Source organism: Ruegeria sp. HKCCA6837 (assembly GCF_013034475.1).
GTDB lineage: Bacteria > Pseudomonadota > Alphaproteobacteria > Rhodobacterales > Rhodobacteraceae > Ruegeria.
Window position 1 is genome coordinate 15978 of the sequence record NZ_WQGD01000007.1, and the last position, 20870, is coordinate 36847.

Sequence of the window (20870 nt, forward strand, 5' to 3'; positions counted from 1 at the left end):
GATCCGCTTCATATCTTGAATAGTTCATAAATCGAAGTATATCGCCCCGTAACGCGCGCGGAGATTCCTAATGACAGACGATATCAGCACCAGACTTGGCCGTCTCAGCCCCGAGATCCAGGCGATCATGGGGGTGTATGCTTTGTATTGGAAACTGGAAGAGACACTTGACTGTATCGAAACGGACCTAAGCCATCCCGAATGCCACATGCTGATCAAGCTGGATCAGCCAAAGCGCATGGGGGTGCTGGCCGCAGACATGCTGAGTGTGCCGTCAACGATCACGGCCACTGCGGATTCCCTTGAAAAAGCAGGTTATCTGACGCGCAAACGTGACCCCGAAGACCGCCGGGCGTGGTTGCTGGTGTTGACCGAGCAAGGTGAAGAGGCTCGCAACATGCTGGTGGCCGAGGCCGGAGATCTTTTTCACAGAGCCTCTGGTCTGGACAAAGAAGAAACAGCCGAATTCGCGCGACTGGCGCGCAAAATCCGTGACAACGTGTTGAAAACGGGAATTCCCGAGGGATTGAAGAAATGAAACTCCTGAACTCTATCGGCCTTGCACTGGCCGTTCTGGCAAGCCCCATTGCAGCTCAAGACACCCCGAAACCGGTGAAACTTATTGAGGTGCGCGAAACGGCTCCTGGGTTCACCCGCCAATTCTTTGGCCGCGTCGCTGCGCGTCAGACTGTTGATCTGGCCTTTCAGGTGGCAGGCCAGATCGTCGAGATGCCCATCAACGAAGGTTTTGTGATCCCCAAGGATGGCCTGATCGCGCGACTGGATCAGGAGCCATTTGAGCTGCGCCTCAACCGGGCCCGGCTGCAAAAGGAACAGGCCGACCGCACCGTCGCGCGCCTGTCGCGCCTTCGGGGGACAACCGCCAGCCAAGTGACTGTGGATGACGCCGAAACCGAAGCGCAACTAGCCGCAATCACTTTGCGCGACGCGGAATACGATCTTGAGCACGCGACACTAACCGCGCCCTTTGACGCGCTGGTTTCAAGCCGTGCGGTCGAGGCTTACACCACCGTCTCTGCAGGCACCCCCATTGTCCGTATCCATGACATGTCCGAACTACGGATCGAGGTGGATGTTCCTGAAATTCTATTCCAGCGCTCAGGCCAGAACGACGATATCACGATCACCGCCAGATTCCCTGTTAGTGACGAGGTTTTCCCACTGGAAATTCGTGAATTCGACGCTGAAACCTCAAGCGTTGGACAAACCTTCCGCATCCAGTTTGGTTTGACCCCGCCCGAGGGGCTGCAAATTCTCCCCGGCTCGTCGGTCACAGTGAACGTACAGGTTCAGGACGAACGTACAGGCATCATCGTGCCCGCGACAGCAATAGTCGCTGATGCTACGGGTGAACTGAGTGTTATGGTGTTCTCCCCGGGCGGTGCCGATGGAGGCACCGTTCGTCGCGTTCCTGTGACCATTGAGCCAACGCAAACCGGCGACGTTCGGGTGCTAACGGGCTTGTCCGATGGTGACGAAGTGGTCGTGGCTGGCGGCGCTGTACTGACAGACGGTCAGGCCGTGCGCCGGTTCACTGGTTTCGCGAACTGAGGTGCTGACAGATGAACATCGCTCGTGCCTCGATCGATCGGCCGCTTTACACATGGCTGATCATACTCATAGCCCTCTTTGGTGGCATTTGGGGTTTTCTGTCGCTGGGCCGGTTGGAAGACCCGGCCTTCACGATCAAAAACGCTGTTATAGCCACGCAATACCCCGGTGCCACAGCGGAACAGGTGGCGCTGGAGGTCTCGGAACCGCTTGAATCCGCCATTCAGCAAATGGGTGAAGTGGACGTTATCACCTCGGTCAACCAACCCGGGCAATCGCTGATCGAGGTTGAGATCAAGTCAACATATGACGGCTCCGAACTACCAGACATCTGGACCCGCTTGCGGGCCAAAGTGCGCGACGCCGCCCGAAGTTTGCCGTCTGGCGTTGGCCAGCCTTTTGTAAATGACGGATTTGGCGATGTTTTTGGCCTTTTCTATGCCGTCACTGCAGAGGGCTTCTCGGACGCCGAAAAGCATGATCTGGCCACGTTCCTGCGGCGAGAATTGTTGGCCGTGGAAGGTGTGGCGGATGTTGAAGTACAGGGCCTGCCCAACGAAGCGATTTTTGTGGAACCTGATCTGGCGATCTCGGTAAACCAGAACGTCCCGCTTCAAGCGATCAACGAGGCCATTGCCAATGCGGATTCAGTAAATTCTTCGGGTTCCCTGCGTTCGGAAAACGGTCGGACACCTATTTTGACGGCTGAAGGGTCCGACAGCGTGTCGGCCATCGCCGGTTTGTCGGTTGGCTCACAGGGGCAGGTGATCAACCTCTTTGATATGTCCGACGTGTATCGTGCCCGCCAAAACGATCCCGATATCATGATCCGCTATAACGGGACCGAAGCCTTTACCCTTGGCATCGCCGGGCTTTCAACGGAAAACATCGTCGAAGTTGGCAAGCGGGTCGATGCCAAATTCGCCGACCTGAACACCAATATCCCCTTCGGTGTCGATATCCTGCCGATCTACCAGCAACACGTTGTGGTCGAGCAGGCCTCGAACGATTTCCTTGTGAACCTTGCCATGTCGGTGGCCATAGTGGTTGCCGTGCTGGGTATCTTCATGGGATGGCGTGCGGCCATTGTTGTGGGCTCAACCCTTTTACTGACCGTGGTGGGTACGCTCTTGTTCATGTCGCTTTTCTCGATCGAGATGGAGCGCATTTCGCTTGGGGCCTTGATAATCGCCATGGGGATGCTGGTGGACAACGCCATCGTGGTGGCCGAAGGGATGCAAATCGCGATGTTGCGCGGTAAATCCTCGCGCGATGCTGCCGAAGATGTTGCATCGAAAACCCAGATCCCGCTGCTGGGGGCCACCGTAATCGGTATCATGGCCTTTGCAGGGATCGGCCTCAGCCCGGATGCAACGGGTGAATTTCTGTTCTCGCTGTTTGCGGTGATCGGCATTTCGCTGCTGCTTAGCTGGATACTGGCTATCACCGTGACACCTTTGCTTGGGCACTACTTCTTCAAGCAAGGCAAAGAAGGTGAAATTGATGCTTACGGAGGCATTCTGTTCCGCGTCTACGGCGCGATCCTACGATTTGCGCTGCGCTTCCGCTGGCTGGTTGTCGCAGGTCTCATTGGAGTAACGGTGGTGTGTTACGCCGGGTTTGGGCTGATGAAACAGCAGTTCTTTCCCAACTCGAACACGCCTTTGTTCTTTGTCCATTACAAGCTGCCTCAGGGCACACCGATTGCGCGTACGGCAAAGGATATGGCGGTGTTCGAAGAATGGTTGGCTGAACGCGAAGACGTGGTTTCCGTCACAACTTTCGTTGGGCAGGGAGCCACACGTTTCATGCTGACCTATTCGGCGGAGAAACCGAACCCGAGTTATGGGCATATGATCATTCGCACCGAAAGCCTGAATGACATCCCGGCATTGCAAGCGGATCTGGAAGCGTTCGGGTCTGTTCAGTTCCCCGAAGGTGAGTTCGGCACAAAGCGTCTGGTCTTTGGCCCCGGTGGTGGAGACCCTATTCAGGCCCGGTTCTCGGGCAGTGACCCGGTTGTTTTGCGTCAGCTTGCCGACGAGGCGGTTCAGCGTATGGCAGCGGCGTCGCCCAACGCGCTGCTTGTTCACCACGACTGGCGTGAACAAGAGTTGGCGGTGCAGCCGATCTATGCCACGGAACGGGCGCAGACCGCAGGTGTCACGCGCGAAGATATCGCCGCCACGCTGCAATTCTCGACCGACGGCATCACGGGTGGTGTGTTGCGTGAACGAGACCGTTTGATCCCGATCATCCTGCGCCGACCGGCGGATGGGGATTATTCAATCGTCGATCAGGTGGTGTATTCGGATCAGTCCGAGAAGTTTGTGCCCATCGAACAGATGGTCGACGGCTTCGAGTACAAATCGCTCAATACACTGGTGCATCGTCGTGACCGGGTTCTGACCATCACAGTCGGCGCGGACATCCCACCCGACCTGACGGCCGCGCAGGTCCATGCCGAAATCCGCGACGCCATCGAGGCTATCGAGCTGCCCCCCGGATACAAGATGGAATGGGGCGGGGAGTTTGAAAACTCACGCGATGCGCAGGAAAGCCTGGGCAAGCAATTGCCGCTGAGCCTGCTGATCATGGTGCTGATCTCGGTCCTGCTGTTCAACGCAATCCGCCAGCCGATCATCATCTGGCTGCTGGTGCCGATGTCGGTGAATGGCGTGGTGATTGGCCTGTTGGGAACCGGCTTGCCCTTTACGTTTACCGCACTTCTTGGCCTGCTCAGCCTGTCGGGCATGCTGATCAAGAACGGCATTGTTTTGGTGGAAGAGATTGACCTTGTCCGCGCCACGGGCAAACCCCTACGCGAGTCTATCGTTGATGCGTCGGTATCCCGTTTGCGCCCCGTGATGCTGGCGGCGGTCACCACCATTCTGGGCATGGCGCCGCTGCTGACGGATGCGTTCTTTGTGTCGATGGCGGTGACGATCATGGGCGGTTTGGCCTTTGCCACCGTCCTGACCATGGTCGCCGCGCCGGTGTTCTACCTGCTTTTCTTTAAGCGGGAAGAGGCAAAATCGGAAACCGTCGTGGCCTAAATCTGCATAATCTGGTCCATGCCCAAAGCCACACGTTGGTTTTGGGCAAGGCCGCCTGAACCACGCGGGTTTGCAACTTGAAGCCGGTAGGCGACCAGCCCCGCAGATTGTCTGGGACCTGCGCATTCGGGGTAAACATGCGCTGGAAAGCGACTTTTTCGCGCGGTTGTGTTATAGTTCCCTTTTATAAGTTTATTCACATACTTTGGGGGAAGTTTTGGTATGAGCCCTTTAATCGTTTTAGCGTCCAACATCCTGCCCGAAATCCTGAAATCTGTGCTGAGTGCGAAGCACAGGCAGTCAGTTGATACCGTGTCAGACGCAGTAATCAGTGCAGTCAAGGAAACCACCAAGAAAGAAGACCCGGAAGAAGTTGCGGACATTCTGGCCAAGGATCCGCAAGTCGCTGCAGACCTGCGGATGAAGCTGGCCGAGATCGCGGCAAAAGAAGAAGCTGAGCAACGCGCTTTCGAGCTTGCGCAACTGGAGAAGAACCAGACTCATGCGCTGAGCGTTATGCAAGCCAAGCTTGATGCAAACAAAGAAGATCAGCAGCAGCAATTTAACGTGTTCAAAGAGGAAATCGCAGATACGCAGGACGCGCGCGGGCGGTTCGCCCAACTTGCAGAAACCGGAAGCAAGCTGGCCTGGGCGCAACCCATAATTTCCATCGTCATCATTCTGGGCTTCTTTGTCGTGCTTGGACTTTTGCTGATGGGAAAGAACCTGCCAGCGTTCAGTAGCGGGCCCGATAACCCATTCGGGGAACGCCTGTTTCAGATAATCAACATTGTGATCGGCGCGCTCACCGCTGCTTTTGCCACGGTTGTCAGTTTCTGGCTGGGGTCGTCGCAAGGGTCCAAGCAGAAGGACATCAACAACTTCAAGGCCCAGGCTCAGCAGTTCGAAGCAGAAGAACAGCGCACCCGGATGCTGGTCAATACGGTCAAGTCAAATCAGCCCGCGGCAGTTCCAACCGTGATTGCGCCGCAGGAAGAGAAGAAGTTTGCCAATGAAAACAATTTTCCCCGCTGCGTGGATATCATCCTCAGCAAAGAAGGCGGCTATGTCGACGATCCGGACGACCCCGGCGGCGCCACGAACCTGGGCATTACCTTCGATACTTTGAAATCCTGGCGGAAGGCACCGATTACCAAGAAAGACGTAAAGGATCTCAGCGTCGAAGAAGCCAAACAAATATACCGGGCAAACTACTGGAACGCACTCAGTTGCGACGATCTTCCGGCGGGCGTTGATCTGGTTGCGTTCGACTTCGGCGTGAATGCGGGAACAAGCCGATCCGGCAAACTCTTGCAGCGAATCGTAGGTGTGGCACAGGATGGCCAAGTTGGCCCAATAACGCTTGCCGCAGTCAAGGCCGTGGATCCCGCCCATATCATTCGACGCTTTAGCGAACTGCGGCTGAACTACTATCAGAGCCTGCCCCATTTCCCGAAATTCGGCAAAGGCTGGACTAACCGCACAAACTCGATCGAAGCTGACGCGCTGAAGTTTTTGAACGTGTGAGGGCTGGGTGCGCAGGGCAGTTTTAGCCCTGCAGCGACTTTACCTCTACATCCCCTTCAGCCTGCGCCTTGATCGCAAGCGCAGCGGCGTTCGCTCCGGCGGCGGTGGTGAAATAAGGGATCTTGTCATACAGCGCGATGGACCGGATGGCCTTGCTGTCTTCGACCGCCTGCGCGCCTTCGGTGGTGTTCATCACCAACTGCACCTGACCGTCTTTCAGCATGTCCACAACGTCCGGGCGGCCTTCGTAGACCTTGTTCACAACGTCACAGGCAACGCCTTGCTCGTCCAGCCAGCTTTGGGTGCCACGCGTGGCCACCAGGGTAAAGCCCTGATCCACCAGAACCTGCGCCGCTTCCAGCATGGCTTTGCCTTTGTCAGCGTCCTTGATCGAAATGAAGGCGCGACCCGACGACGGCAGCACCATCCCGGCCCCCATCTGCGCCTTCAGGAAAGCGCGCGGGAAGTCGCGGTCCCAGCCCATGACTTCACCGGTCGAACGCATTTCCGGGCCCAAAATGGTGTCTACGCCAGGGAAGCGAGCGAAGGGCATCACAGCCTCTTTCACCGAGAACCACGGCATATCCGGGTCGGCCAGAGTCATCTGGTCGGCGATCTTGGTGTCCTGACCTTCCTTGTAGGCAGGGCGCATCGGGAAGTTGGCCAGTTTCTCACCTGCCATAACGCGCGCTGCGATCGAGGCAATCGCGCTGTCGGTCGCCTTGGCGACAAATGGCACGGTGCGTGAAGCGCGCGGGTTCACTTCGATCAGATAGATCTCATCGTCTTTGATCGCGAACTGCACATTCATCAGACCAACAACGTTCAACGCTTTGGCCAGCTTGAACGCCTGATCCTTGATCTGGTCGATAATCTCTTTGGACAGCGAATAGGGCGGCAGTGAACAGGCGGAGTCACCCGAGTGAACGCCTGCCTCTTCGATGTGCTGCATGATGCCGGCGACGTGGACGTCAGTACCGTCGCACAGCGCGTCGACATCCAGCTCCACCGCGCCAGCCAGATAACTGTCGAGCAGAACGGGGCTGTCACCCGAAACCACTACGGCCTCGTTGATGTACCGTTTCAGCTGATCCATATCGCGGACGATTTCCATCGCGCGGCCACCCAAGACGTAAGAGGGGCGAATGACCAGTGGGAAGCCGATTTCTTCAGCGATATCGAGCGCTTGTTCGTCAGTCGCCGCGATGCCGTTCTTGGGCTGCTTCAGGCCCAGTTCGTTGACCAGCGCCTGGAACCGTTCGCGGTCTTCGGCCAGGTCGATGGCGTCCGGGGTGGTGCCAAGAATCGGAATACCTTCAGCCTCAAGCGCGTTCGCCAGTTTTAGCGGGGTTTGACCACCGAACTGAACGATCACACCGTGCAGCGTGCCGTTTTCCTGCTCTTTGGTCAGGATTTCCATGACGTGCTCAAACGTCAGAGGCTCGAAATACAGACGGTCCGAGGTGTCATAGTCGGTCGAGACCGTCTCGGGGTTGCAGTTGACCATGATGGTTTCATAGCCCGCCTCGGTCAGCGCGAAACAGGCGTGACAACAGCAATAATCGAACTCGATACCCTGACCGATACGGTTCGGGCCGCCGCCGAGAATGACGACCTTTTTACGGTCGCTCGGGCGAGCTTCGCATTCGACCTCGCCCATCATCGGGGCCTCATAGGTCGAGTACATGTAAGGCGTCTGAGCTTCGAATTCGGCGGCGCAGGTGTCGATGCGTTTGAACACGGCGTTGACGCCCAGATTGCGGCGGGCGCGGCGGACGTTGTCTTCGTCACGGCCGGTCAGATTGCCCAAACGGGCATCGGTGAAGCCCAGCATTTTCAGCTTGCGGATACCGTCTTCGGTGACGGGCAGGCCGTCCCTGCGAACCTGACGCTCGGCGTCAATGATCTCGCGGATGCGGGCCAAGAACCAGGGGTCGAACTTGGTCACACCGAAAATCTCGTCGTCAGTCAGACCATGACGCATCGCTTGTGCAATGGTGCGCAGACGGTCTGGCGTTTGCTGGCTGATCGCCTTGATCACAGCGGCTTTGTCGTCGGCTTCCTCCCACACGCCCACGTTCAGGCCGGGGATTTCGATCTCGTCAAAGCCTGTCAGGCCTGATTCCATCGAAGCCAGCGCCTTTTGCATCGATTCGTGGATGGTGCGACCGATGGACATCGCTTCGCCGACCGATTTCATCGCGGTGGTCAGATAGGGCTCGGACCCCGGGAACTTCTCGAACGCGAATTTCGGGATCTTGGTAACGACATAGTCGATTGTCGGCTCGAACGACGCTGGCGTAACCTTGGTGATGTCATTGTCCAGCTCGTCCAGAGTATATCCGACGGCCAGCTTCGCGGCGATCTTGGCAATCGGGAAACCGGTTGCCTTGGACGCCAGCGCCGAAGAGCGTGACACGCGCGGGTTCATCTCGATTACGACCATGCGGCCGTCATCAGGGTTGATCGCCCATTGCACGTTCGACCCGCCGGTCTCGACCCCAATCTCGCGCAGAACGGCGATCGAGCCGTTGCGCATGATCTGGTATTCCTTGTCGGTCAGCGTCAGGGCAGGGGCCACGGTGATCGAGTCACCGGTATGCACACCCATCGGATCGACGTTTTCGATGGAGCAAACGATGATGGCGTTGTCAGCGGTGTCGCGCACCACCTCCATCTCATACTCTTTCCAGCCCAGTAGGCTTTCATCGACAAGAATTTGGTTCACCGGCGAGGCGTCCATGCCCGAACGGCAGAAATGGATGTAATCCTCGCGGTTATAGGCCACACCGCCACCTGTGCCGCCCAAGGTAAAGGCAGGGCGGATGATCGCGGGCAAGCCGATCTCTTCCAGCTCGTCCAGCGCCATTTGCACACCTGCCTCCAGATCGGCAGAACCGTCTTCTTTCTTAGGTGCGGTCACGATCGTCGCTTTGGGGTTCTCAAGACCCAGCCGGTCCATTGCCTCGCGGAACAGTTTGCGGTCTTCGGCCATTTCGATGGCGTCACGCTTGGCGCCGATCATCTCGACACCAAACTTGTCCAGCACACCCATCTCTTCCAGTGCGAGCGATGTGTTCAGGCCGGTCTGACCACCCATGGTGGGCAGCAGAGCATCAGGGCGTTCCTTTTCGATGATCTTAGCGACAACTTCGGGGGTGATCGGTTCGATATAGGTGGCATCTGCCAGACCGGGATCGGTCATGATCGTCGCAGGGTTCGAATTCACCAGAATGACCCGGTAGCCTTCCTCGCGCAGGGCTTTACACGCCTGAGCGCCGGAGTAGTCGAATTCGCAGGCCTGGCCGATAACAATGGGGCCCGCCCCGATGATCATGATCGACTGGATGTCGGTTCTTCTCGGCATTGGCCTTGTTCCTTCGATTGTCCGCGAGTCAGGGCACCGCCCCAGTGCCCAAATTGTCCTGCGTTATAGGGACCGCGCAAAAAGGTTCAAGGGGTATCGGAAACAGGGGCGAAATTGCCGCTTTCCCCTCTTTCACTTGGCGGAGTATCCTCTATACGGCCCCTTACGGCAATTGAGGATGCAAGTGCGTATTCGTTTCGATCAGGGACCGGCCGGGCGTGGCACCCGGTTTCAGCGCCCGTCTCAGATCATCCGCGCGGATGTGGCGGAAGAGGTGCCCCAGGCTCTGGCGGCGCTGGATGAGGCGCGCGTGAACGGTGCCTGGGTGGCGGGCTATGCGAGCTATGAGCTTGGTTACGCGTTGGAACCCCGGCTGCTGAACCTGTTGCCCAAGGACCGCCGTCTGCCTTTGCTGTGCTTTGGGGTGTACGACGCGCCGGATCGCGCAGCGTTGCCAATGTCCAGCGGCGAGGTCAGCGACTTTCAACCGCGCTGGGATGAGGCGCGCTATACTCAGGCATTCCGCGCCGTGCACGATGCTATCGGCGCAGGCGATATCTATCAGGCCAACCTGACCTTTCCCATTGACCTGACGGTTTCAGGCGAAAGTGAATCGCTTTATGCGGCGCTGGTCGCCGGGCAACCGGTGGGGCATGGCGCGCTGGTGCAGCAGGACGGGTTGCCGGATCTGCTCAGCCGGTCGCCCGAACTGTTCTTCCGCACGGACGAAGGTGGCAAGATTGAAACCCGTCCGATGAAGGGCACACAGCCGCGCAGCGATGACCTGGAAGAAGACGCACTGCGTCGGGCCTTTCTGACCTCGGATGAAAAGAACCGTGCCGAGAATCTGATGATCGTTGATCTGCTGCGCAACGATATCAGCCGCGTGGCGCTTCCCGGATCGGTGCATGTGCCCGAGCTGTTCAAGGTCGAGACCTACGCCACTGTGCACCAGATGGTCTCTCTGGTGCGTGCTCAGTTGCACAAATACGTGGGGCTGGGTGAGATTCTGACAGCGTTGTTCCCGTGCGGATCGATTACAGGCGCCCCCAAGATACGCGCGATGGAAATTCTGGCCGAGCTGGAACCCTGGCCGCGAGACATCTATTGTGGCACCATTGGATGGGCCGCGCCGGATGGCCGGTCCGAGTTCAACGTGGCCATCCGCACCCTGATGCTTGAGGATGATCGCGCCACGCTGAATGTGGGTGGTGGCCTCGTTTGGGACAGTACTGCCCCTTCAGAATACGAGGAGGCGCTATGGAAAGCCCGCTTTGCCCGGCAAATGAGCCTGATTTCCGCCTGATCGAAACCCTGGCCTTCCGGCCAGACGAGGGATTCGTGCGGCAGGGCCGCCATCTGGCTCGTATGGCCCGCACGGCACGGGTCTTTGGGTTTCCTTTTGACTTGGAAGAAGCCGTAGCCGCGCTGACCGCCGCAAAAGGCGAAACCGCGCTGCGCTGCCGATTGACGCTGGACTCTGCTGGTGCGTTTGACTTGACCATTGGTGCCTTGGCTGAGAATCCACCGGTTTGGCGCGTGGCCGTATCCGAGAACCGTTTGGCGTCCAACGACCTTTGGTTGCGGCACAAGACCACCCACCGTGCGCTTTACGACTCGGCACGGGCGGCTCTGCCGGCAGGTATAGATGAGTTGCTGTTCCTGAACGAACTAGGCGAGCTGTGCGAGGGGACGATCACGAACCTGTTTGCCAAGATGCCCGATGGTCGGTTCCAGACACCTACGCTGTCCTGCGGGCTGTTGCCGGGCATTTTGCGCGAAGAACTGCTGGATAAAGAAACAGTGACCGAGGCCGTGCTGACCTTGACCGACCTGAAAAACGCGCAAACTGTTTATGTAGGCAATTCATTGCGCGGGCTGATCCGGGTGGAGCTGATAGACACGTGACTAAAGACAGCACGATGATCGGACCGCCGGTTGCGCTGCCGCGGCTGAGGCTGGAATTTGGCCTTTTCTATATCGGACTGCCACTGTTGATTGCCGTACTCTTTCCGCCTAACTGGATGTTTCCGGCGCTGTTCGCGCTGACCGGGCTGGGCATCGTTTTGCTGCATCAGACACCTGGCTTTCACTGGGCCGAACTGCGTTATGAATGGGCCAATTGGTCTTTGCGCGAGGTGTTGCTGTTCACCGTAGTAGTGACGGTTTTCTGCGTAGGGCTAATCCAGATGACGCGCCCGGACACCGCGTTTTTCTTGGCAATCCATCGGCCTGATATGCTGGCCTTCATCTGGGTTGGCTATCCGCTTTTGTCGGCTTTGCCGCAAGAGCTGTTGTTCCGCCCTCTGTTCTTTCGCCGGTACCACGCGATCCTGCCAAAGGGGCGTGCGGCCTATCTGCTGAATGCGGCGATATTCTCGTTCGCGCATCTTATGTATTGGAGCTGGATTGTTGCCTTCATGACCTTAGCGGGCGGGCTTCTGTTTACATGGGCTTACCGGCAGCGCGGCTCATTCTTCTACGCAGTTCTGCTGCACGCGATTGCGGGCAATATCATCTTTGCGGTTGGGCTGGGTGTCTATTTCTACTCGGGCAACGTGCAAAGGCCGTTTTGACGAGGCGACCCGCCTTGACTTTCCGGGCCTGACAGGGTGTATCGGCGCGACGAATTCTGCGCCCGAAGGGATATGATCCATGCACGCCTATCGCAGCCACACCTGCGCCGCTCTGACCGCCGCAAATGTCGGTGAAACTGTCCGCCTGTCCGGATGGGTGCATCGGGTTCGAGATCACGGCGGCGTGCTGTTCATCGACCTGCGCGACCATTTCGGGGTAACTCAGGTTCTGTGCGACGGCGACAGCGCGGCCTTTGCCGAGCTGGAGAAGGTCCGGTCCGAGTGGTGTATTCGCATTGATGGCACCGTCAAGGCGCGCGATGTCGAATTGGTGAACCCGAAACTGCCGACCGGTGAGATCGAGGTTTACGTGCGAGAGCTAGAGGTTCTGGGTGCGGCCGACGAACTGCCGCTGATGGTGTTTGGCGATCAGGAATACCCCGAGGAAACGCGCCTGCGCTATCGCTATCTGGACCTGCGCCGCGAAGCGATGCAGCAGAACATGACTCTGCGGTCGGACGTTGTTGCATCCATGCGTAAACGCATGTGGGATCAAGGCTTCCGCGAATATCAGACGCCGATCATCACGGCCTCATCTCCCGAAGGCGCGCGTGACTTTCTGGTACCGTCGCGTCTGCATCCCGGTAAATTCTACGCCCTGCCGCAGGCCCCGCAGCAGTTCAAACAGCTGATCATGGTGTCGGGTTTCGACAAGTATTTCCAGATCGCGCCCTGCTTCCGTGACGAAGACCCGCGCGCAGACCGCTCACCCACCGATTTCTACCAGCTTGACCTTGAGATGTCCTTTGTCGAGCAGCAGGATGTGTTCGACACGATACAGCCCGTTCTGACCGGCGTGTTTGAAGAGTTCGGAGGCGGCCGCAAAGTCGATCAGGAGTGGCCGCAGATATCTTACAAGGACGCAGCGCTGTGGTATGGCACCGACAAGCCCGACCTGCGGAACCCTATCAAAATGCAAGTGGTCTCTGACCACTTCCGCGGGTCTGGCTTTGCGATTTTCGCTAAGCTGTTGGAGCAGGACGGCACCGAAATCCGCGCCATCCCTGCACCGACCGGCGGCAGCCGCAAGTTCTGTGACCGCATGAACGCGTTTGCCCAGAAAGAGGGTCTGCCGGGGATGGGTTATATCTTCTGGCGCGATCAGGGCGAAGGCATGGAAGCCGCTGGTCCTCTGGCCAAGAACATCGGCCCCGAGCGTACAGAAGCGATCCGTCAGCAACTGGGTTTAGGCGTGGGCGATGCCGCGTTCTTCCTGGGTGGCAAGCCGAAAGCCTTCGAAAAGGTCGCTGGCAAAGCGCGCGATGTGATCGGTGAAGAGCTGAACCTGACCGAGAAAGACCGCTTTGCTTTTGCCTGGGTCGTGGATTTCCCGATCTATGAGCAAGACGAAGAAACAGGCGCGATCGATTTTGAACATAACCCGTTCTCGATGCCGCAGGGTGGCATGGATGCGCTGAATGGTGATCCTCTGGACGTGCGCGGATACCAGTACGATCTGGCCTGTAACGGGTACGAGCTGGTGTCCGGCGCGATCCGGAACCACAAGCCTGAAATCATGCTGAAAGCCTTTGAACTGGCGGGGTACGGCGAGGATGAGGTCAAGTCCCGCTTCGGCGCTCTGTTCAACGCTTTCCACTACGGCGCACCGCCGCACGGTGGCTGTGCTGCAGGCATCGACCGGATTGTCATGCTGTTGGCGGACGAAGCCAATATCCGCGAAGTCATGATGTTCCCGATGAACCAGCGTGCCGAAGATCTGATGATGGATGCGCCCTCTGATCCTACTTCTGATCAGTTGATGGAGCTTGGTCTACGCATTATCCCTCAGGACTAAGAAAAATCGCCCGCATCAAGCGGGCGGTTTTCGTTTGGCGATTGGAAACGTTCCGTCTGTTAGTCCAGTGGGTTTTCCAGATGATCTCGGTTGACCCGAATACTGCGGGCAGCATGACGTGTCTGAAGATATGCCCAAAGGCACACGAGCGTTGCGGTTATGAAGTAGGCCGTCACCATTTTCAGATCGCCTCTCGCTGTTCCAGGCGAGACTGAACCATCCCAGCGACTTGCGCCGCGTGCACGGTAAAGGGCGCGCCGTTTGCGCGGGACCAAGCAAGTTTACGCGCAGCTTCTGCCAGAGGGTTATCCCCGGCTTCCCGTGCGACGCCCTGCAGGAATTGGGCGGCATAACCCAGGGTGTGATGGTCGTTGGGTCCTGTCAGAACATCGGCGATATGGGCCATGTCGTCCTGATAGGCCATTGGATCAGGTTCGATAACCTCATCCCGGATCGCATGTAAGCCGCTTGGCCGCCGGTCTTCGGGTAGGCGTTCCAGAATGGATTTCTGAAAATAAGACATTGATTTGATTGGCTTGGACAAAAATCCGTCTGCTCCGGCGGCCCGCGCGCGATTTTCGTAGGTATCGTCGCCTGACAGGCCCATAATGACACCGATACGGGGTGTTGCTTCGGCCAGCTCAGAAATCAGGTCGGCCCCGCACCCATCTGGAAGGCCCATATCGATAAGTATGACCGAGGGGCGATAGATCTGAAGGTGTCGTCGGGCCGATTTCAAACAATCCGCGCGGCGAATGCGTGCACCGCTGTGCAGGCACATCAGGCGGATCGCGTCGCAAGCGTAGCAGCTGTCTTCAACAACCAAAATGGTCTGACCCAGCAAAGGCCGCGTTGCGGTGGGCGTGACGGTGGTGGTGGCAAGTAGGCCCGAATCGTCCATGGCAGCTCTCCTATCCAGCAGATGCTTCACGCTAGGAACTTCTGGCTAACACGACGTTAACGCGCGATTTGGCGCACTTGTCCTTTCACGAAACAGCCCCCATAACCCATGAAAAGCAGGACACAGGAGTGAGACATGATTGGACGCCTGAACCACGTCGCCATCGCCGTACCGGATCTTAAGGCGGCGTCCGAGCAATACCGCAATGCACTGGGCGCCAAGGTCGGCGCACCGCAAGATGAGCCGGATCACGGCGTCACGGTTGTGTTTATCGAATTGCCCAATACCAAGATCGAGCTGCTTTACCCGCTGGGCGATGACAGCCCGATCAACGGGTTTCTGGAAAAGAACCCTGCCGGCGGCATCCATCATGTGTGTTACGAGGTCGAAGACATCATCGCAGCGCGCGACCACCTGGCAGAAACAGGTGCCCGTGTTCTGGGATCAGGCGAGCCCAAGATCGGTGCGCATGGCAAGCCCGTGCTGTTCCTGCATCCCAAGGATTTCAACGGCTGCCTGGTCGAGCTGGAGCAGGTGTAACACCCCAAACCCCGGAGGGTTTGAAATGACCATTACTGCCGCACTGGTACTTTTCGCAGTCATCTGGTTTCTGACGCTGCTGATCGTTCTGCCTGTTCGCATAAAAACACAAGGCGATCTGGGTGATATTGTCCCCGGCACCCATGCTGGCGCGCCGGAAGTGCATCACATGAAGAAAAAGATGTGGATCACAACCGGCATTTCCGTGGTTTTGTGGGCCATCATTGCGGGTATTATTTTATCGGGATTGATCTCGGTCCGGGATTTCGACTGGTTGAACCAGCTAGAGCCCCGCTGACCCAATGTCAGGCCCTTGGGCCTGACACCGCGTGATAAATGTGGGTGAACGTGGCTGCACCTATTATTGGAATCATCAGATTGACCAGCGGTACGGACAGTGGAATTGCCATCAAGGTGCCTGCCACCCAGATGGTTGTTGCATGTTTGGCACGTAGCTTGCGCGCTCCGTCGCGCCCGACCCTGCGCATGGCGGCCAGCGTGAAATACTCTCGACCCAGCAGGAACCCGTTCATCGCCCAGAAGATAAAGGGCGCGAGCGGGGTGAAAATTGCATAGAGGATCAGCGCCAGCAGGTTGGCGACAATGAGCACGCCAAGAAAGCTGAGACCGTCAAGTGCCGCCTCTGACACCGGAATACGCCGTGCGGGCTGCAGGGATGGAAAATGCTTGTCCTCGACCGCCTGTGCCACCTCATCCAGAAAAATCGAGGTGATCGCTGAGGCCACAGGTACCATCAGGAAAACCGGCAGAATCAGGACCAATACGATGCCGGAATAATTCAAAACGTCGTTCAGCCAGGGCACAGCGCCGATGAAGGGCAGGGAAATTTCATTTCCCGACAACCAGTTGATCAACCAGATCGCCCCAGCGCAGGCGGCAATCAGGAGCAGGATCGTCAAACCAACGCCGCGCAGCAGAACACCCCGGAACTTCGGATCGCCGATCTGTCCGAGTGCGTTGAAAAAGGCATTCAGGATGATCATTCGGTGATCCATTCCGTCAAAGCAGCCACGTCGGGTCGGGGACGTTCGGGCGGTACCGATCCTTCGGTCGCGATATGAATCAGCCCGGCCACACGTTCATGCTCGGCAAGGCCAAAGGCTTCAGCGCAGAAGTCGCGGTCATGCGTTTGCCAGCCAGACAGCCAGTTTGCGCCCCAACCTGCCGCCAGCGCAGCATTCAGCAGGGCCAGACAGACTGCGCCAGCCGAATAGGATTGCTCAATAGCGGGGATTTTTTCGGACGGTTTTTGCACTTCAATCACGGCCACCGCCAAGTGCCCCATGTCAAACTGGCTGCGCGCCTTGGCGATGTCTTCGGTGCTTTTGCCCAGCTTTTGACCACACGCCTCGGTCATTGCCGCCAGGCGCGACATGGCACCTTCTTCCAAAACGACAAAGCGCCAGGGCTCAAGTTTGCCATGATCGGGGCTGCGCGCGGCGGCGGTCAGCAGAGGCAGCAGTTCGTCCCGTGTCGGGGCCGGTGCAATCAGTGTTTTGGCGGGCCGGGACCGGCGCGCCTGTAAAAACTCCAGAGCGGCGGGGTTCTTCAGGGACATATGTTAACCTTCTTTACATCACGACGTTGTATGTTGGTCGGCAACTCGCCTGTTTCAAGGGTGCGCCGATGCGTTGCGTGGATCATTTCCATTCTGGTGCCCGTCATGCAAGACTTTGAGGAAAAAGGGATGACAATGGCGAAATCCAACCTGCGTGACTTGCCTGATCTCAAGTCGCTCGCACAGGCCGGGGCAACATTGAACGTGACGGTGACGCCCAAGGCAGCGCGGGATCGGGTGATCTGCGAAGATGATCAGATCAGGGTATTCGTGACCGCCGCGCCCAAGCACGGCAAAGCCAACCAGGCGGTTCTGCAGTTGCTTGCCAGCTGTCTTGGCGCTGCGCCTTCAACGTTGAGACTGCAACAGGGGCAGACCGCGCGCAATAAGGTCTTTGTCTATGACCCCTGAGGTCCGGTTTCGCGAATCTGATAAACGCCTTCGGGAAGGTCTAGAGCGGCGGCTAGGTCACGTACCTGTTCCGGTGACAGCGTGATCTTTTGAACCTGTTCGGTGCGTGGATCCAGCTGCTCCAGCGTGACACATTCGGCGAAATTGTTGATCACGACATCTTCCTGCAAAGGTTTCTCACCTTCGTCCACAAGCGTAATGACCGTCGAGTCGAATTCATGCTCAATCGAAAACATGTGTCCACAGTGCAAGCCACCGGGATGTAATGCAAGCCGTTCCTTTCGCTGTGGGCTGTGGCATCGGCTGAAGGGGCATACTATGTTGAAATGACGGCTCGAATGGCCCAAAGGAAACACCATGCGCAGATGCTTTGTTTTACTGTTGTCCCTGCTGCTTGCGGCCTGTGCGCAGGATACACTGCGTGTGCAAACATCCGAAGATTGGCTGAGGGACGAGCCTGGTTCCCGTGCCGAGGTTCAGACCTTTCAGCAGGTCAGTCAGGCCATCGGCGCCGAGGCGCGTAATCAATGCCTGAAGCAACCCGGACGAAAGAATTGCGAGTTCAGGATATTTGTCGATCTTAACCCGCGCGCGCAGGCCAACGCGTTTCAAACACTCGATGAGAATGGGCAGCCGGTAATCATCTTCACTCAGTCTATGATCCGATCCGCGCAAAACGCCGATGAACTTGCCTTTGTTATGGGTCACGAAGCGGCCCATCACGTGCTGGGGCACATCGCCCGGCAAAGCGAAAACGCCAGCGCCAGCGCCGCGGAGTTTGGCAGGCGGGAGCAATTGCGCGGCGGCGATGCAGCGGCCATAGAAGCGGCGCAAAAGCAGGGAGCCAAGGTCGGCATTCAGGCTTACGTAAAGGATTTCGAGCTGGAGGCAGACCAGTTGGGCACGATCATAACCTATAATGCTGGGTATAATCCTCTGATTGGGGCAAAGTTCTTTGAACGGATTCCAGATCCCGGCGACACGTTCCTAGGAACCCACCCGCCAAATGCACAGCGTGTTCAGATCGTGATCGAAACCGCGGCAAAGTTGGGCCTGACACAATGACCGATCTTGTGCGTTTGGGGATGATCCTGACAGACCGAGGCTCGAAATATGCAGTTTCAGGGGCACCCGTGGCGTCTCGGGCTGAAATCGATGCCGTGCTGGATGACCTGAAGTCGGACAAAAGCTATGCCAAGGCAACCCACAACACCTGGGCGGCAACTCTGCCGACCGGTGCGCTCAAGGCAGATGATGGGGAAAGCGGGGCTGGAATGGTGATCCTGCGTATGATCGAACGGGCAGGCCTGCAGAACCACGTGATCATCGTCACGCGGTGGTATGGCGGCAAGAAGCTGGGCGGGGATCGATTTCGCCGGGTTCAGGATGCCACCCGGGCCTATCTGGATCACATCGGCGTCCAATCTTGACCTGTGTCAATGTTTCAAGGTGCAATTCCACTACCCTTTTTGGCAAAGCGCGAAAGGGAAAGGAAAACACCATGCCCACTCGAAACACCTTGAGGCTGCACGCCGGTTTGGTGGACGATATGGCCAGAATGCTGGACATCGACCTTGAAGAAGCGGCCATTGGCGGTTCGGTTTCCGTGGATCAGATTTCCGAAGCAGTCCTAAGATGCACCGACTGCCCAAACCCGCAACACTGCCGGTCTCTGTTGAGCCAGGCCACAACCGCGCGGCGGGCGCCCGAATACTGCCGAAACCAGGAATTGCTCCATAAACTCATGCCTTAACCCGGAGGTCATGCCATGTCACGTCTGGGCAACATCATGACTCATTTGCGGCTTGTGCTGCGGATGGGGCAAGCCACCGGCACAGACCTGGTCGGGGCTTATCGCAAGGGCCATCTGAACCACGAAGAATGGGCTGAGATCGTACAACAATGCCGTGGCTGTGCTTGGGCGCATGATTGCCCAGAGTGGCTGGAGCAGCGGGACCAAGTCGATCAAGCGCCTAGTGCCTGCCCTAACCGGGACCGATTCGCTGCACTGAAAGCGCAGCAATTGGAGGACGCATGATGGCACAGGTTCCCTTGGGTGAGATTGAAAAGCACTTTTGGCTGACGCGATCTGTCTCGCGATGCATGGGCATTTCACTGACCGAGGCAATGGCGGACGGTCGCCTGACGCCAGAAGGTTATTCGGAACTTGTCACAAGGTGCCGGGCTTCAAATTGCGAGGGCCAATGTGCATTGTGGCTGGCCGAGCAGCAGATGCTGGCCAACAGCGCCCCGGATTTTTGTGCAAATGCCAACACCTTGAATGGTTTGAAAACCTGATCACAGCTTACTGTGGCTGCCGTCGCACAAAGGTCGTTTCGCGCTGTGTTTGCAGCCGCAAAAGAAGACCTTTTTACTGGTATCCGCCGTATATTTCACGGGTTCAAACGCACTGCCCTTGTGGGATCCATCACAAAACGGTTGTCGAGAAGACTTTCCACATGAGCACCAAAAATAGGTCTTCCCTTCGACAACCTCGACCGGAATCGGCGATTTCTGGGCAATGCTTGGGGCGTCTGACATGTGGCTTCTCCGTCTTTGGCTGATGTTGTGACACACTTTAGAGCAGTGCAGTCAAAAAGGTAGGTTCGACCCAGTAAATTGCTTTTCCTAAAGGCAAAACTGGCATGGAATCGCCCTGACTCACAAAGTCGTGATCGATTCAGTTGCCAGATCGAGGTTCTACCCGTATTCTGAATACGGCCCCGAAAAGTTGGGCAATATCAGAAAAGTAATAGAGGATTGACGGACATGAAACTGAAACTCGCTGCCGTTGGCGCATTTGCTCTGATCCTGACTGCCTGCGCGCAGCAGGAAGAACCGACACCTGTATACGTCCAGCCCAGCTATGACAAAGCCGGCACCCCCAGCTGCCCAGGTGGGTATGAGCTGGCGACAACCGAAGCAGGCCAGACTGTCTGTAACCCGGTTACTCAATAAGCTATTCGCAGGCGGTCCAAGACCGGACCGCCTGCACCATTTTGCATTTGCCGCCGCCTTTCATGGCGGCTTTTTCTTGCCTGTATTTACCGATACGCCGGTTGGCGCGCGTTTCGCGGTGGGTCAGTACTTCTTGAAACGGTAGGGGTATTTGAACCGATGCGGTTTTAATTTGTGCCGCTTGATCGACGTGTAGGGAATATGCCCGAACACGCGCCGCTTTGGTGTGTAGTTGCCAAGGGTTAGTCGTGATCTTTTGCGATGAACCTTGGGGCGTACCTTGGCTTTTGGGGCCAGGTAATACCGCTTGATCTTGATTTGACCGTGTTTGTGCAAGCTTGGTTGCTTGCCGCCTGCCGCAATGAAGCTCGTTGATCCGACATAATTGGCCTGAGCATAACCGGGCGTCGCCAGAAACTGCGCAGCCAACAGAAAAACCACGCTGTTTAAGCTAAGTCTAAAGGCAGAAGACATGAAAACCTCCGTAGTTGGCTTTCCGTCTAAGATCGGGCGTGGCGGCGTATTAGG

24 protein-coding genes are annotated in these 20870 nt (G+C 57.3%); 17 read left to right on the top strand and 7 right to left on the bottom strand.

Annotated features, from left to right (window positions below; all coding sequences use genetic code 11):
* The first annotated feature begins 70 nt into the window (after positions 1–70).
* The 4 genes from GOV91_RS11595 (at position 71) to GOV91_RS11610 (ending at position 6155) form a co-directional block, all read left to right on the top strand.
* Entirely contained in the window at positions 71–538 is a 468-nt protein-coding gene (locus GOV91_RS11595; RefSeq protein WP_171235619.1) for a MarR family winged helix-turn-helix transcriptional regulator, read from the top strand.
* On the top strand, positions 535–1572 hold the full coding sequence (locus GOV91_RS11600; protein WP_171235620.1) for an efflux RND transporter periplasmic adaptor subunit: 1038 nt from the start codon (positions 535–537) through the stop codon (positions 1570–1572). The genes GOV91_RS11595 and GOV91_RS11600 overlap by 4 nt, the downstream gene beginning before the upstream one ends.
* Positions 1573–1583: 11 nt before the next feature.
* Positions 1584–4628: an efflux RND transporter permease subunit gene (locus tag GOV91_RS11605; protein WP_171235621.1), complete on the top strand. Its 3045-nt coding sequence runs from the start codon at positions 1584–1586 to the stop codon at positions 4626–4628.
* Between the two features lie 222 nt (positions 4629–4850).
* Positions 4851–6155, top strand: coding sequence for a glycoside hydrolase family 108 protein (locus GOV91_RS11610; protein WP_171235622.1), 1305 nt, complete (start codon positions 4851–4853; stop codon positions 6153–6155).
* Positions 6156–6177: 22 nt separating this feature from the next.
* Here the strand turns inward: GOV91_RS11610 and carB are convergent, their stop codons facing one another.
* Positions 6178–9522, bottom strand: a complete 3345-nt coding sequence (carB, locus tag GOV91_RS11615; protein WP_171235623.1) for a carbamoyl-phosphate synthase large subunit — start codon at positions 9520–9522, stop codon at positions 6178–6180.
* A 178-nt stretch (positions 9523–9700) separates the two neighbouring features.
* Here carB and GOV91_RS11620 point away from each other — a divergent pair, with 178 nt between their 5' ends.
* The 4 genes from GOV91_RS11620 to aspS all read left to right on the top strand — a co-directional run bounded on the left by GOV91_RS11620 (position 9701) and on the right by aspS (position 13953).
* On the top strand, positions 9701–10828 hold the full coding sequence (locus GOV91_RS11620; protein WP_171235624.1) for an aminodeoxychorismate synthase component I: 1128 nt from the start codon (positions 9701–9703) through the stop codon (positions 10826–10828).
* Positions 10783–11430, top strand: coding sequence for an aminotransferase class IV family protein (locus GOV91_RS11625; RefSeq protein ID WP_171176097.1), 648 nt, complete (start codon positions 10783–10785; stop codon positions 11428–11430). Before GOV91_RS11620 ends, GOV91_RS11625 begins: the two co-directional genes overlap by 46 nt.
* On the top strand, positions 11427–12098 hold the full coding sequence (locus tag GOV91_RS11630) for a CPBP family intramembrane glutamic endopeptidase (RefSeq protein ID WP_371732309.1): 672 nt from the start codon (positions 11427–11429) through the stop codon (positions 12096–12098). The genes GOV91_RS11625 and GOV91_RS11630 overlap by 4 nt, the downstream gene beginning before the upstream one ends.
* A gap of 79 nt (positions 12099–12177) precedes the next feature.
* Positions 12178–13953, top strand: coding sequence for an aspartate--tRNA ligase (aspS, locus tag GOV91_RS11635; protein WP_171235625.1), 1776 nt, complete (start codon positions 12178–12180; stop codon positions 13951–13953).
* Between the two features lie 181 nt (positions 13954–14134).
* Here aspS and GOV91_RS11640 read toward each other — a convergent pair whose 3' ends face one another.
* Entirely contained in the window at positions 14135–14854 is a 720-nt protein-coding gene (locus GOV91_RS11640) for a response regulator (protein ID WP_171235626.1), read from the bottom strand.
* A 135-nt stretch (positions 14855–14989) separates the two neighbouring features.
* Here GOV91_RS11640 and mce point away from each other — a divergent pair, with 135 nt between their 5' ends.
* Positions 14990–15394, top strand: coding sequence for a methylmalonyl-CoA epimerase (gene mce, locus GOV91_RS11645; RefSeq protein ID WP_171235627.1), 405 nt, complete (start codon positions 14990–14992; stop codon positions 15392–15394).
* Positions 15395–15419: 25 nt separating this feature from the next.
* Positions 15420–15692: a DUF1467 family protein gene (locus tag GOV91_RS11650; RefSeq protein WP_171091626.1), complete on the top strand. Its 273-nt coding sequence runs from the start codon at positions 15420–15422 to the stop codon at positions 15690–15692.
* A 7-nt stretch (positions 15693–15699) separates the two neighbouring features.
* On the opposite strand, the gene GOV91_RS11655 is transcribed toward GOV91_RS11650, so the two are convergent.
* Both GOV91_RS11655 and GOV91_RS11660 read right to left on the bottom strand, forming a co-directional pair.
* On the bottom strand, positions 15700–16398 hold the full coding sequence (locus GOV91_RS11655; protein ID WP_171235628.1) for an EI24 domain-containing protein: 699 nt from the start codon (positions 16396–16398) through the stop codon (positions 15700–15702).
* The gene (locus tag GOV91_RS11660; RefSeq protein WP_171235629.1) at positions 16395–16973 is read right to left on the bottom strand and encodes a nitroreductase family protein; all 579 of its coding nucleotides are present in this window, start codon (positions 16971–16973) and stop codon (positions 16395–16397) included. Before GOV91_RS11660 ends, GOV91_RS11655 begins: the two co-directional genes overlap by 4 nt.
* 105 nt (positions 16974–17078) lie before the next feature.
* Here GOV91_RS11660 and GOV91_RS11665 point away from each other — a divergent pair, with 105 nt between their 5' ends.
* Positions 17079–17384 (top strand): DUF167 domain-containing protein, encoded by a 306-nt coding sequence (locus GOV91_RS11665; RefSeq protein WP_254440657.1) that lies wholly within the window; start codon positions 17079–17081, stop codon positions 17382–17384.
* Here the strand turns inward: GOV91_RS11665 and GOV91_RS11670 are convergent.
* A complete protein-coding gene (locus GOV91_RS11670) occupies positions 17372–17620 on the bottom strand; it encodes a hypothetical protein (protein WP_050604775.1) in 249 nt (82 codons plus the stop codon). The genes GOV91_RS11665 and GOV91_RS11670 overlap by 13 nt on opposite strands.
* 121 nt (positions 17621–17741) lie before the next feature.
* Between GOV91_RS11670 and GOV91_RS11675 the strand changes: the two genes are divergently transcribed.
* From GOV91_RS11675 to GOV91_RS11695, 5 genes are all read left to right on the top strand, one after another.
* Positions 17742–18449 carry a M48 family metallopeptidase gene (locus tag GOV91_RS11675; protein WP_171235630.1) on the top strand — a complete coding sequence of 236 codons (708 nt, stop codon included), beginning with the start codon at positions 17742–17744 and terminating at the stop codon, positions 18447–18449.
* Positions 18446–18814 carry a YigZ family protein gene (locus GOV91_RS11680; RefSeq protein WP_171176084.1) on the top strand — a complete coding sequence of 123 codons (369 nt, stop codon included), beginning with the start codon at positions 18446–18448 and terminating at the stop codon, positions 18812–18814. Before GOV91_RS11675 ends, GOV91_RS11680 begins: the two co-directional genes overlap by 4 nt.
* Positions 18815–18885: 71 nt before the next feature.
* Positions 18886–19137 carry a DUF6455 family protein gene (locus GOV91_RS11685; protein WP_171176082.1) on the top strand — a complete coding sequence of 84 codons (252 nt, stop codon included), beginning with the start codon at positions 18886–18888 and terminating at the stop codon, positions 19135–19137.
* Between the two features lie 15 nt (positions 19138–19152).
* Positions 19153–19422 carry a DUF6455 family protein gene (locus tag GOV91_RS11690; protein WP_171235631.1) on the top strand — a complete coding sequence of 90 codons (270 nt, stop codon included), beginning with the start codon at positions 19153–19155 and terminating at the stop codon, positions 19420–19422.
* Entirely contained in the window at positions 19422–19682 is a 261-nt protein-coding gene (locus GOV91_RS11695; protein ID WP_171235632.1) for a DUF6455 family protein, read from the top strand. Before GOV91_RS11690 ends, GOV91_RS11695 begins: the two co-directional genes overlap by 1 nt.
* Here GOV91_RS11695 and GOV91_RS11700 read toward each other — a convergent pair whose 3' ends face one another.
* Positions 19683–19925 (bottom strand): CDGSH iron-sulfur domain-containing protein, encoded by a 243-nt coding sequence (locus GOV91_RS11700; RefSeq protein WP_171235633.1) that lies wholly within the window; start codon positions 19923–19925, stop codon positions 19683–19685.
* Between the two features lie 228 nt (positions 19926–20153).
* Between GOV91_RS11700 and GOV91_RS11705 the strand changes: the two genes are divergently transcribed.
* The gene (locus tag GOV91_RS11705; RefSeq protein WP_170346096.1) at positions 20154–20342 is read left to right on the top strand and encodes a hypothetical protein; all 189 of its coding nucleotides are present in this window, start codon (positions 20154–20156) and stop codon (positions 20340–20342) included.
* A gap of 123 nt (positions 20343–20465) precedes the next feature.
* Here the strand turns inward: GOV91_RS11705 and GOV91_RS11710 are convergent, their stop codons facing one another.
* Positions 20466–20816 (bottom strand): hypothetical protein, encoded by a 351-nt coding sequence (locus tag GOV91_RS11710; protein WP_171235634.1) that lies wholly within the window; start codon positions 20814–20816, stop codon positions 20466–20468.
* Positions 20817–20870 lie beyond the last annotated feature (54 nt).